The 12,631-nt window shown below is 71.1% G+C and carries 6 protein-coding genes; 3 read left to right on the plus strand and 3 right to left on the minus strand.

The window, feature by feature from the left end:
• Positions 1-72: 72 nt before the first annotated feature.
• Together G3I56_RS27860 and G3I56_RS27865 are read right to left on the minus strand one after the other, a co-directional pair.
• Complete coding sequence (locus tag G3I56_RS27860) at positions 73-2,316, minus strand: glycoside hydrolase family 9 protein (RefSeq protein ID WP_164413607.1); 2,244 nt, start codon at positions 2,314-2,316, stop codon at positions 73-75.
• A 361-nt stretch (positions 2,317-2,677) separates the two neighbouring features.
• Complete coding sequence (locus tag G3I56_RS27865; RefSeq protein WP_164413609.1) at positions 2,678-5,770, minus strand: glycoside hydrolase family 2 TIM barrel-domain containing protein; 3,093 nt, start codon at positions 5,768-5,770, stop codon at positions 2,678-2,680.
• Positions 5,771-6,037: 267 nt separating this feature from the next.
• Here G3I56_RS27865 and G3I56_RS27870 point away from each other — a divergent pair, with 267 nt between their 5' ends.
• The 3 genes from G3I56_RS27870 to G3I56_RS27880 all read left to right on the plus strand — a co-directional run bounded on the left by G3I56_RS27870 (position 6,038) and on the right by G3I56_RS27880 (position 10,502).
• Complete coding sequence (locus G3I56_RS27870) at positions 6,038-8,422, plus strand: SpoIIE family protein phosphatase (RefSeq protein ID WP_164413611.1); 2,385 nt, start codon at positions 6,038-6,040, stop codon at positions 8,420-8,422.
• Positions 8,423-8,546: 124 nt separating this feature from the next.
• Positions 8,547-9,137: a DUF4232 domain-containing protein gene (locus tag G3I56_RS27875; RefSeq protein WP_164413613.1), complete on the plus strand. Its 591-nt coding sequence runs from the start codon at positions 8,547-8,549 to the stop codon at positions 9,135-9,137.
• A 75-nt stretch (positions 9,138-9,212) separates the two neighbouring features.
• Positions 9,213-10,502 (plus strand): arsenic transporter, encoded by a 1,290-nt coding sequence (locus G3I56_RS27880; RefSeq protein WP_203690835.1) that lies wholly within the window; start codon positions 9,213-9,215, stop codon positions 10,500-10,502.
• Positions 10,503-10,523: 21 nt separating this feature from the next.
• Here G3I56_RS27880 and G3I56_RS27885 read toward each other — a convergent pair whose 3' ends face one another.
• A complete protein-coding gene (locus G3I56_RS27885; protein WP_164413615.1) occupies positions 10,524-12,437 on the minus strand; it encodes a ricin-type beta-trefoil lectin domain protein in 1,914 nt (637 codons plus the stop codon).
• Positions 12,438-12,631: the final 194 nt, after the last annotated feature.

The following is a 12,631-nucleotide window of genomic DNA, read 5'->3' on the forward strand; positions in this document are numbered from 1 at the left end:
CCCGTAAATACCACCAGGTCAGCCGGGTAAGGCAGTGGTACCGAGGGGGCGAATCAGGGCCCAGCCGTCCGGCTATCCCTGGTCGGCCACGAAGGACGCCATCCGGGCCAGGGCCGCGTTCCAGTTGACCGTGTGCTCGTTCGTCGACCAGGACTGGATGTCGTCGATGTAGCAGAACTGGCCTGTGCAGCCCTGGAGTTTGCTCTGCGCGTAGGGGTCCTGAATGCTGGAGTTGGGGCCTCCGGCGAGCGTGCCGTCCGGCGGGCTCGGCAGGCTCGGGTCGAGCTGCCGGGCGTACCAGCGGCTGTGCTGCTGATGCGAGTTGACCTCGCCGTAACCCGTCACGTACGACATGTTCAGCGCGTTGCGGCCGAAGAGGTAGTCCATGCTCTGGACCGCGCCGTCCCGGTACTTAGAGGCGCCGCTGATGTCGTACGCGGTGGCGACGACCACGGCGTTGTTGAGGACCTGGGCGTTGGAGCCCCAGTCGTACACGTTGGCGTCCGGGGCGTAGGGCATGCCGTACGGCTGTGCCGCCAGCGTGGTCAGATATCGGTCGGCGCCCTTGATCACGGACTGGCGGACCTTGTCCCGGCCGGGCAACCGGTTCGGCACGGTCGCCAGGTCGAGCCGGCCGGCGGCGGCGGTCCTGGCCCAGTCGAAGCCGAGGGGGACGAAGATGTCGGCCTTGTGGACCGGCGAGTTCAGGATGTGCCGCTCGAACGCCTTCTCACCGGTGGTGAGGTACAGCTCGGCGGCGGCCCAGTAGAACTCGTCCCGCGCGTCGGTGTCGTTGTAGGCACCGCCACCGGTCGCGTCGTTCGGATCGGCGTGGAGGTCGGGGTGGGCCAGGGCGGCCGTCCAGGCCTTGCGCGCCACCGCGAGGGCGCGCGTGGCGAACGCGCGGTCGTAGGGCCGGTACAGCCGGGCCGCCTGCGCCGCCGTGGCCGCCAGGTTCAGGGTGGCCTCGGTGGTCGGCGGGTGCAGTTGACGCTTCTGCGGGTCGTCGCTCGGCAGCAGCGGCAGCCCGGTCCACTGCTCGTCGTGGATCTTGTGGTGCGCCATGCCGGCCAGCGGCTGCTTGGCCGGCACCTGCATCTTCAGCAGGAAGTCCAGCTCCCAGCGGGCCTCGTCCAGGACGTCGGGCACCTTGTTGCCGCTCTCCGGGATGGCGAGCGTGCCGTCACCGAGCGCGCCTCGTTGCCCCGTACGGGCGTGCAGGGCGCGCTCGTAGGTGCTCAGCAGCTCCCACGTGGAGATACCGCCGTTGACTACGTACTTGCCGTGATCGCCGGCGTCGTACCAGCCGCCGGTGACGTCGAGGGTGTAGTCGCACACGCCCGGCTGGCACGGCACCTTGGAGTCGCCCTGGTTGGGCGCCACGTCGACGTGTCCGGCGGGACGGGCGTAGCCCGGGCGCAGATCGTCGCGGATCGCGATGCCGCTGCGCTGCGAGTAGTAGTACTTCAGCGAGTCCCGCCGGAGCCGTTCGTAGGCGCTCGCGTCGATGTCGAAGGGACGGCTCGTCTCGCCGTCGGCGACCAGCGTGAGGCCGGTGCCGCGCTTGCGGTAGGAGCCGAAGTCGATCGAGTGGACGTTCTGCCCGGAGGAGGCGTCGATGCCGCGCGGTACGGTCCTGCCGTGGGCCACTGTCTTCCCGTCGGCCTTCTTCAGCTGCCAGGACAGGGGCTGCGTGGCGTCGGTGACCAGCGTGGCGTTCTTCGGGCCCGCGGGCAGATAGGCGACCTGGTTGACCCGCACCCGGGGTCCCGTGTCGGGCACATACACCTCGGGCGGCACCCCGCCCACCAGCGACACGTCGTCCATGCAGAACCGGAAGGGGTCGGCGCTGCCGCCGAGCTGGAAACCGACCTGGCCCTGGGCCGTGTCGGCGGATGCGGTGAACGTGTAGGTGTAGGCGTCGCCCGACACGCTCAGCTGCGGGCTGACCTCGAAGTAGGTGTCGTACGGGGACACCGACAGGCCGACGATCGCCCGGACGACGTGTCCGGTGGGCGTGCCCAGCGCCTTGAAGGTGAAGCGGTACGACTCGCCCTTGACGAGGGTGATGTCGTTCTGTCCCACGGCGGCGTCCCAGCGGTTGGCGGTGCCGCCGGGTACGTCCGCGCAGAGGCCTCCGTCGGAGAGGCCTGCGGTGACGTTGCTGGTCGTCCACCAAGGGGCGGTGGTGGTGTCGAAGGTGCCGTTCTTGACCTGTTCGATCTCCTCGGCGCCGGCCGGGCCGGCGGGGAGTGCGGTGAGTGCCGCCGCAAGGAGGGCGGTCACCGAGAGCAGGGTGGTTCTGCGTCGTTTCACGTCTGGAGCTCCTCGGGTGAGGGTGGGGGCGCGGGTGCCGGAAGAGCGGCGCTTGCCGTGGGAGCGCTCCCAGATGCGGACGTCGCCCATGCTGTGCGAGGCGCGATGTCTCGTCAACGATCCGGACGCGACTGGGTTCACGTACGGCGTTTTCGCCCCCGCCGCCCCTACCCGTCCCATCCTTCTGGGGCTCCGCCCCAGACCCCGCTCCTCAAACGCCGGAGGGGCTGGATGATGCCGGCCGGGGCTTGATCTTTCAGCCCGTCCGGCGTTTGAGGACTAGGCCCCTTCAGGGCCGAAAGCGGGGGTCCGGGGGCACAGCCCCCAGGGACGGGACGGGTAGGGGCGGCGGGGGCGAAAATCAGCCTGCCGGTGCGTCCAGACGGCTGATGCGTACCGCGCCCCGCGCCTCCCCCGGGTAGCGGCTCGTCAGGTCCAGCCGCAGCGCGCTGCCCCGTACCGCCGCGAAGGTGATCGCCGTGGGCGCGTCGGAGGCGTCGGCCCACTGGACGGTCGCGTCCGGCACCCGCACGTACCGGTCACCGACCCGCACCGACACCTCGACCGACGCGGGCAGGCTGTGTGTCGCGTCCACCGTGAAGGCGACCTCGACGCGGGTGAGGTCGCGGGTCCGTCCCCAGTCGACCGAGACCCAGTCCTCGGCGCGGGCCCCGCTGAACGCGGGCAGCAGCGCGGTCGGTGACTTGTAGAACGCGTTGGACCAGCCGGTGCCCGGCGCCCCGTCGAGCATCGCGGCGGGCAGGGTGTCCGGGCGGCCGGAGTAACTGGCGTCCGCCGAAAGGTAGGTGGGGGTTCCCGGACCCGGGTCGGGTGCGAAGAGCTCGGCCGGGGTCGGCGCCTCGTCGCGCGCGGGCGTCGTACGGACCGCGACCGTGCCCGTGCGCAGTCCCGCCGAACGGGCCGTGACCTTCAGCCGTCCGGCCGCCGTTCCCGCCCGGACCATGGCAAGTGCCTTGCCGTGGAAGGCGGTTCGGGTGCTCGCCTGGTAGCGCTCAGCGCTTTCCTCGCGCCCGTTGTCGAGACCGGCCAGGGAGCCGCCGTCGACCTCGAAGGCGAGCAGGTGCTCGGCTTCGGGCACGACCACGCCCCGGGCGTCGACCACGTCGGCGGTCACGAAACACAGTGAACGGCCGTCGGCCGCCAGAGACTTGCGGTCCGCGGTGAGGCGTATCGCGTGGGCCGGGCCCGCCGTCCGAAGGACGTCCGTCGCGACGACCCGGCCGCCCCGCCGGGCCACCGCTTTCAACTCGCCCGGTTCGTACGGCACATGCCAGGTCAGATGGAGCTTGCCCGCGCTGCCGTTCGGGCTGGTGTAACTGCCGGGCCAGGGGCCGGAGGTGACCGTCTTGTCGTCGCCGGTGGCCTCCGTCGTCTCCAGGTAGACGCGGCCGTCGACCGTCTTCTTGGTGTCGAACCGCCTTGTGCCCAGCGGCTTTCCGTTGAGGAACAGTTCCACCGTGTCGACGTTGGCGTAGGCCCAGACCTCCACCGTGTCGCCCGGTTCGTGGTTCCAGGTCATCGGGAGCAGATGGACCATGGGCTCACTCGTCCACTGGCTGCGGAACAGGTGGTACATGTCCTTGGGGAAACCGGCCGTGTCGACCGCGCCGAAGAAGGACGCCTTCACCGGGAACACGTCGTACGGGGTCGGCTCGCCGATGTAGTCGATACCCGACCACAGGAACTCACCCGCGAACCACTTGCGGTCCCGGTCCTTCTTCAGGCCGTACTCGCCGCTCATCGTCCAGGAGGCGAGGTTGTTGTCGTACGACGAGACCGCGCGGCGGCCCGGCGTGTGGTTCTCGCCGGTGTTGAGGTGTTCCGGTTCCTGGTAGGTGGCCCGGGTGGAGGTCTCGGAGGAGGACTCCGACTCGAAGAGGAACAGGTGCGGGTAGGCGACGTGCAGGGTGTCCACCGACTTCGCGGTGTTGTAGTTGAGGCCGAGACCATCGAGCTTGGCCAGCATCAGATCGGCCGCGGAGCCCTTCGCGGGCGGGTTGCGGTACTTGTCTGAGCCGATGACGAGCGGGCGGGTGTCGTCGGCCGCCCTGATCGCTCCGATGATCCGGTCGGCCATGGCGAGGCCTTCGGTCCGGGTGGAGTCGGTGATCTCGTTGCCGATCGACCACAGCAGCACGGCGGGCGAGTTACGGGCCGCGAGCACCATCTCGGTGGCGTCCTTCTCGCACCACTCCTCGAAGAACCGGCCGTAGTCGTAACGGGTCTTGGCAGTCCGCCAGCAGTCGAAGGCCTCGACCATCATCACGATGCCCAGTTCCTCGCAGACCTGGATCATCTCCGGCGAGGGCGGGTTGTGGGAGGTGCGGAAGGCGTTGACGCCCATCGACTTCATGATGGTCATCTGCCTGCGGATCGCGTCGATGCTGACGGCGGCCCCGAGGGCGCCCAGGTCGTGGTGGAGGTCGACTCCCTTGATCTTGTGATGGATACCGTTGAGCTGGAAGCCCTCGTCCGGGTCGAAGCGGAAGCTCCGGATGCCGAAGGTCGTGCGGTGGGTGTCGACGGTGGTGCCGCCGACGCGCAGTTCGGTCTTCAGGGTGTAGCGGTGCGGGGCCGCGATGTCCCACAACCTCGGTTCGGGGACGGTGAGTTCATGGGTCTCGGTCGACCGGTCGGTGACGGCGACGCTGGAGGCCGTACGGGCGACCGTACGTCCTCGGGGGTCGACGATCCGGGAGACGACCTCGACCTCGGCGGCGGTCCCCGACGCGTTGACCACGGAGGTCCGCACCCGGACGACGGCCCGATCCTCGGTGATCTCCGGGGTGGTGACGTACGTACCCCAGCGCTCCACGTGCACCGGTTCGGTGACGACCAGGCGGGCCTCGCGGTAGATGCCACTGCCCGAGTACCAGCGGCTGCTGGGCAGCCGGTTCCGCACCATGACCGCGAGTACGTTCTCGGTGGTGCCGTCGGTGTGCAGGAGGCCGGTGAGGTCGAGGGCGAAGCCGGTGTAGCCGTAGGGGTGACGGCCGACCTCCGTCCCGTTGCAGTAGATGTACGAGTCCATGTACACGCCGTCGAACTCCACCGAGATCCGCTTGCCGGCGAGCGCGGGCGGGAGGGTGAACGCGAGGCGGTACCAGCCCAGGCCGCCGGGGAAGAACCCGGTACCGCTGGTGGTGCCGTGGTCTGTGGTCGGGGTGAGTTCGATGCTCCAGTCGTGGGGGACGGCGACCGTCCGCCACCCCGAGTCGTCGTAGGCGGGGTCGGGGGCGTTCGCGTACGCGCCCGTGGGGTCGGTGATCCCGCCCGGGTCGACCAGCGCGAAGCGCCAGCCGTCCCGCAGCGGGACGGTTCGGCGGCCGGCCCGTCCGGCGGCGGCCCGCGCGTCGGCCGCGGTGCCCAGCAGGGCTCCGGCCGCGGGGGCGGACGTACCGGCGACCAGCACCGATCTGCGAGTGACCGTCATGGCGGCTCTCCCTCATCAGGGCCCAGAAGTACTCACAATTGATCGTTAGCAAACAGATTCTGACGGTACGGAACATGCGCCCGTCAAGAGTCCGGTGACGTACTTCGGCCTCACCTGTCACAACGGCCTGAAAACCGCCCCGCGCGGCGGCCTTCGCGGCGGTCCGGGGACATGGGTGTTACTGACCATGCGGGGACAGAACGCACTAGTGTGGAACACCAGTGACATCCCCTGCTCACTGTGAGTGTTCACGATGGAGTGGCGACGATGAGTCCGGTGTACCCGTTCGACGATGCCGCCACGGCGCGGGCCGTCGTCGACGGGCGGGGCGCACTGACCGGCTGGAACGAGGGCGCCCGTCGGCTGCTGGGCTGGTCGGCGGCCGAGATGCTGGGCCGCCCCGCCGCTTCCCTGCTGGCCGTCGACGGTTCGGAGAAGCCCGGGCGGCCGGCGGAGGAGATCTGGCACGGCACTCTCGCGCTGCGTCACCGTGACGGCCGGACGGTGTCCTCCTGGCTCCTCGCCCACTACCGGCCGGCCCCGGACGGCGGCCGGGGCGACTGGCTCCTCGTAACCCCCCTGGAGAACGGCTCCCGGCCCGCGGACGAGCCCCTGATGCGGGCCGCGCTGGCCCAGGCGCCCTGTGCGACGGCCGTCTACGACGACCGGCTGCGGCTGCACGGCGTCAACGACGCCATGGCCGCAGTCATCGGGCTGCCGCTGGAGCGCGTCCGGGGGCTCAGAATTGCCGAGATAGGGGGCCGGGAGCGCAGCGCGGAGCTTGAGCAGCACATGCTCGACGTGCTGACCAGCGGCCGGGCGAAGGACGTCCAGACCTATCTGCGCACCGGCGGCGAGGACCACGCGCACGCGTGGCTGGCCCGGATCGCGCCGCTCAAGGACGCCGAGGGGCAGGTGCGGGGGGTTTGTCTCGCGGCCCACGACTTCACCGAGCAGTACCTCGCCCGGGAGCGGCTCCAGCTGGTCAACGAGGCGAGCGTGCGCATCGGCACCACCCTCGACGTCACCCGCACCGCGCAGGAGTTGGCGGACGTCTGTGTCCCGGCGCTCGCCGACTTCGTCAGCGTCGACCTGCTCGACCCGCCGCAGCACGGCGGCGACCACCGGCCGGCCGAACTGACCGCGCCGCTCAGCCTCCGCAGGGCCGCCCACCGGTCGATCGTCCCGGGCAGCCCCGAAGCCGTGGCCAAGCCGGGACAGCTGGAGGAGTACCCCGCCTTGTCACCCCAGGCCGACTCCCTCCTCGCAGGCCGCACCATCATCGCCACCCTGCCCGCCGACGACCTCGAACAGCGGCTGGCCTGGGACAAGGCCCGCCTCAACCGGGTCAAGGAGTTCGGCATCCACTCCATGATGTCCGTACCGATCACGGCACGCGGTACGACGCTCGGCGTCGCCGTCCTGACCCGGTACCGGCGGCCCGACCCGTTCACGGCCGACGACGCGCTGCTCGCCGAGGAGGTGACCGCCCGGGCCGCCGTCTGTATCGACAACGCCCGCCGGTTCTCCCGCGAACGCGACACCGCTCTCGCCCTGCAACGCAGTCTGCTCCCCCGGACCCTGCCGCGCACCGCCGCCCTCGAAGCCGCCTCGCGCTATCTCCCGGCGGCGCGGGCCGGGGTGGGCGGCGACTGGTTCGACGTGATCCCGCTGTCCGGGATGCGGGTCGCGATGGTCGTCGGGGACGTGGTCGGCCACGGCATCCAGGCCTCCGCCACCATGGGCCGGCTGCGCACCGCCGTGCGCACGCTCGCCGACATCGACCTCGCCCCGGACGAGCTCCTCACTCACCTCGACGACCTCGTCGTACGGCTGTCCGCCGAGGCCGGCAGCGAGGGCGGCCCGGGCGAGGTCGGGGCGACCTGTCTGTACGCGGTGTACGACCCGGTGTCACGACGCTGCACCCTGGCCCGCGCCGGGCATCCCCCGCCGGTCATGCTCACCCCGGGCGGCACTCCCCGGCAGGTGCGGCTGCCCGCCGGGCCGCCGCTGGGCCTGGGCGGGCTGCCGTTCGAGTCCACGGAACTGGAGGTGCCGGAGGGCACGGTCCTCGCGTTCTACACCGACGGGCTGATCGAGAGCCGCGAGCGGGACATCGACGCCGGTCACCAGCTGCTGTGCGACGCGCTGGCCGCGTACGCGGACTCGCTCGACGAGACGTGCGACCGCATCCTGCACACCCTGCTCCCGCCGGGCGGCGCGGCCGACGATGTCGCGCTGCTGCTGGCCCGCACCCAGGGCCTGTCCGCCTCCCGTGTCACGACGTGGGACATCCCTGCCGACCCCGCACTCGTCGGGCCGATCCGCAAGCAGGTCGGCGAGCAGCTCGACGTCTGGGATCTGAGCGAGGCCGCGTTCACCACCGAACTGGTGGTGAGCGAGCTGGTCACCAACGCCATCCGGTACGGCTCGCAGCCCATCCGGCTGCGGCTCATCCACGACGCGGCGACCCTGATCTGCGAGGTCTCCGACTCCAGTCACACCGCCCCGCACCTGCGGCGCGCCAGGACCTTCGACGAGGGGGGCCGCGGGCTGCTGCTGGTCGCCCAGCTCACCGAGCGGTGGGGCAGCCGCCACACACCCGACGGGAAGACCATCTGGGCGGAGCTGTCGCTGACGGACGAGCTGTGAGTCCCGGCGCCCACTGGCAACGGCTTGAATCGGTGCCACGTGGGCCTTTTAGGTTCCGGTCCCGCAGGACACACGTGACGGTGCACGAGACTCCGTACGCGCAGTGGCCTCCAGGAGTGTGGACATGGCGACCTTCCGTACCACCCGGCCCGCCCAACGGGCCGCGCTGCTCGCGAGCGCGATCGCGTTACCGGTCCTGCTCGGGGCCTGCGGCAGCGACAGCGGCGGCACGGCTGTCCCGTCGGCCACCGCTCCGTCGACGGCCACTCCCCCGACGGCCGTCCCGTCAACCGGCGACACCCGTTGCCGTACCTCCGAGCTGCGCGCCTCGGTCGGGCGACCCAACCCGGGCGCCGGGCAGAAGAACTTCCCCGTCGTCCTCACCAACGAATCCGCTCGCACCTGCACCCTGCGCGGCTACCCGGGCATCGCCTTCGTGGACGCGGCCGACAAACAGCTGGGCCTCCCCCCGAAGCGCTCCGACGCCGAGCTGACGACCGTCCGTCTGGCGCCGGGCGAGAGTGGCTGGGTGGGCCTGAGCTTCGCGAATCCCGAGCTCAGCGAGGCCGAGACGGAGACTCCGGCCGAGCTGCTGGTGACCCCGCCTGACGAGCGGGATCCGCTGAAGGTGACATGGGAGAGGGGCGAGGTGCCGGTCGGCGGGAACGATTCCTCCGTGTTCCTGTCGGTCTTCGGTCCCGGTACCGGAGCCTGACCCGGTCGAGGGGCCGATGAGCTGGGCCTGCTTTCATGGAGGGGTACCGACATCCCTGTCCCGGAGGACCGAACCCTGAACGCCCCGTCCGCCGAGGCACTGTCCATCGCCTTGCTCATCGCTGTTCTGGCCTGTGCCGTCGTCCGCCCGTTCGGGCTGCCGGAGGCGGTCGTGGCGGTTCCCGCCGCCGGGCTCGTGGTCCTCACCGGCGCCATCTCGCCGGCTCACGCGTGGGAGGAGGCCGAGCGGCTCGGGCCGGTGGTCGGCTTTCTCGCGGCGGTGCTGGTGCTGGCCCACTTCTGCGATGTCGAGGGGCTCTTCCGGGCCTGCGGCGCGTGGATGGCCCGGTGGTCGAAGAACCGGCCCGGGCGGCTGCTGACCTCGGTCTTCGTGCTCGCCTCGGCGATCACGGCGGTACTGAGCCTGGACGCGACCATCGTGCTGCTCACGCCGGTGGTGTTCGCCACGGCCGTCCGGACGGGGGTCGGGCCCAAGCCGCACAGCTACGCCTGCGCGCACCTGTCGAACACGGCGTCGCTGCTGCTGCCGGTCTCCAACCTCACCAACCTGTTGGCGTTCAGCGCGAGCGGCCTGAGCTTCACCCGGTTCGCCGCGCTGATGACGCTACCCTGGCTGGTCGCGATCGGCGCCGAGTACGTGGTGTTCCGGCGCTTCTTCGCCGCCGACCTGACCGCCCCGACGCCGGACACCTCGCCCTCGGACCAGGACACGGACACGGGCCCGGACACGGCTGACGTGCCCCCGCTTCCCCTGTTCGCCCTCGTCACCGTGGCCTGCACGCTGGCCGGGTTCGTCGTGGCCTCCGCGCTGGGCATCGATCCCGCGTGGGCCGCGCTCGCGGGGGCGCTCGTACTCTCCGGCCGCGCACTGCTGCGACGGCAGGCCACCCCGGTGACGGTGCTGCGGGCCACGGCGCCCGGGTTCCTCGCGTTCGTGCTGGCGCTCGGCGTCGTCGTCCGCGCGGTCGTGGACAACGGGCTCGCCGACGCGCTCGGCCGGGTGCTGCCCGACGGGACCGGGCTGGTCGCGCTGCTCGGGATCGCCGTGCTGGCCGCCGTACTCGCCAATCTGATCAACAATCTGCCCGCGGTGCTCGTGCTGCTGCCGCTGACCGCCGCGGCCGGTCCCGGTGCGGTGCTCGCCGTGCTGCTCGGGGTGAACATCGGCCCGAACCTGACGTACGCCGGATCGCTGGCGACCCTGCTGTGGCGGCGCATCGTGCACCAGCACGAGCACGACGTCGGGATCGGGGAGTTCACCCGGCTCGGGCTGATCTCCGTGCCGGCCGCGCTGATCCCGGCGGTGGTGGCGTTGTGGGGCTCGCTGATCGTCCTCGGGGGCTGAGGGCCGGGCGGGTCCCGGTCGTCAGCGGCCTCCCCAGCCGCCGTATCCGCCGTATCCGCCGCCGTAGCCATATCCGTAGCCGCCGCTGGTGTTCTGGCCGTTCCCGCAGTTGTAGTACCCGTAGTGGTAGCAGGGGGCGCTCGTGGGGTTCGAGGCCGAGGGGGTCGGGGTGGCCGCCGACGGTGTCGGGGACGGCTGGGGCGCTGTGGGAGTCGGTGTCGGGGTCGTCGAGGGTTCGGGGCTCTTCTTGACGGTGGGGGGAATGGGCTCGGAGGCCGCGTCCCAGTTGACGGCCTGCATCTGGAGCGAGGGTGACGAGGAGTCGAAGACCCAGTGCTGGTCGGCGGACTCCTCGCGCGACTTCAGGACCAGCGGCGCGTCGCCCTCACCCGCGGCGTCGGCGGGCGTCAGCGCCAGCTCCTGGTCCAGGCGCGGAACCAGGGTGCCCTGGAGGGTGAAGTCGTAGCGCACGTTCTTGGCGCCGGGCTGGGACGCGCCCGTGCACGGGGCGAGCTGGACCGAGTAGCCGAGATGGGAGTCAAGGCAGAGGTCCGGGTCGGCGACGTTGCGCAGCAGGCCGTCCTTCTCGTACGACCATTCCTGACCGGCCGCCGACGAGCAGCTGGTCAGCTCGGCCTCCGCGCCCTTGACGGCCTCGCCGCCGACGATGCCGATGCACAGTTCGGACTCGACGTTGTGCAGTCGGCCGCGCAGGGCGCCCTTCGTGGTCTCGCCCGAACCGGCCCAGGAGGGATCGCCGGCCGTGTCGGAGCCGGTGGTGGCGGTGTCCGGGGGGCTGGTCTCGGCCGTCGAGCCGTCCTCGTCGTCCGAACCCAGGACGGACCACAGGACCAGCGGGACGAGGACCAGCGCGCTGACGGTCGCGGCGGCCAGGACACGGTTGCGGCGGCGGACCGCGCGCCGGGCCGCCTTGTGCGCGGACCGGTGTGAACCGGGGCGGACCGCCAGCTCGGTGGAGACCGGCGGGTTCGTGGGCATGGGCGGAGCCTGGGCCAGGACACGCGGGACCGGGAGCACACTCTCGACCGTGGCGATCTCGATGATCGGGGCCTGCTCGACCTCCACGATGGCGCTCTCCGCGGCGCGTCCCGGGCGGGACTCCAGATAGGCGCGCGCACCCCAGCCGAGGACCCCCTCGGCCAGCGCGAGGGCGAGGTCGCCGTTGAACTGGTTCAACTGGTCGGCGGCGTACCGGCAGTGCATGCAGTCGGCGAGGTGCTTGGCGAGGTCGGGGTCGATGTCGAAGCTGCGGCGACGGCAGGTGACGTCGATCAGCCGGATGTAGCGGCGGCACTCCTCCTGGGGCACGACCTCGCGGTGGACGTGCAGGCACTCCTCGCGCAGGCGTCCCCGGGCCCGGCCGAGTTCCACGGCGGCGTCCTCCGCGCTCAGGCCCAGCAGACCGGCGGGTATCTCCAGCGGTTCGGCCTCGACCTCGGCGTGCCACAGCAGGCAGCGCGCGGACTGCGGGAGGTTCTGGAACGCCCTGGAGAGCAGTCGCCGGTCGGGCGCGGGCAGCAGCCGGGCGGCGACACGGTTTCCGCTGCCGGGTCTGGAGCGCAGCTCGGGGTGGAGCATTTCGTGGCGGTGGTCGCCCTCCCACTCCGCCGCCAGCCGGCGCACGGTGACCAGGAGATGGGGCCGCCAGGCGGAGGTGGGGCCGCTCTGGCGCAGGGATTCCCCGAAGAGGCGGGTGAACGCGGCGGTGGTGAGCATTCCGGCGGGGCGCGGACCGCTGGTGCACAGACGGGCATAGGCGAAGGCTGCTTCCCAGTGCCGGTCGAGCAGTTCACCGACGGGATGGAGCGCGGGCGTCGTCCCCGTCCACTTCTTCAGCTCCGCGCTGAGTTCGACATCCGAGGCGTCGTACGCGGGAACCGGTGTAGGGGAATTCGACAGGCCTGCGTCTTTCACGTCTGTATTCCTCCACGGACAACGCGGGTTTTAGTCCATACCAAGGGGTATGCGACCCTGGCGACGAAACGACAGGATCCGACCAAACAGGGGATCGGTATCGCGAACACCCGCAGCGGACAGCTCTTTTGGAGTGGGGAGTCAGCGGGGGCGTCGCGTGCGTGCGGGGAAAGAAAGATGGTCCGCACGCCGAC

Source organism: Streptomyces sp. SID12488 (genome assembly GCF_010548275.1).
GTDB lineage: Bacteria > Actinomycetota > Actinomycetes > Streptomycetales > Streptomycetaceae > Streptomyces.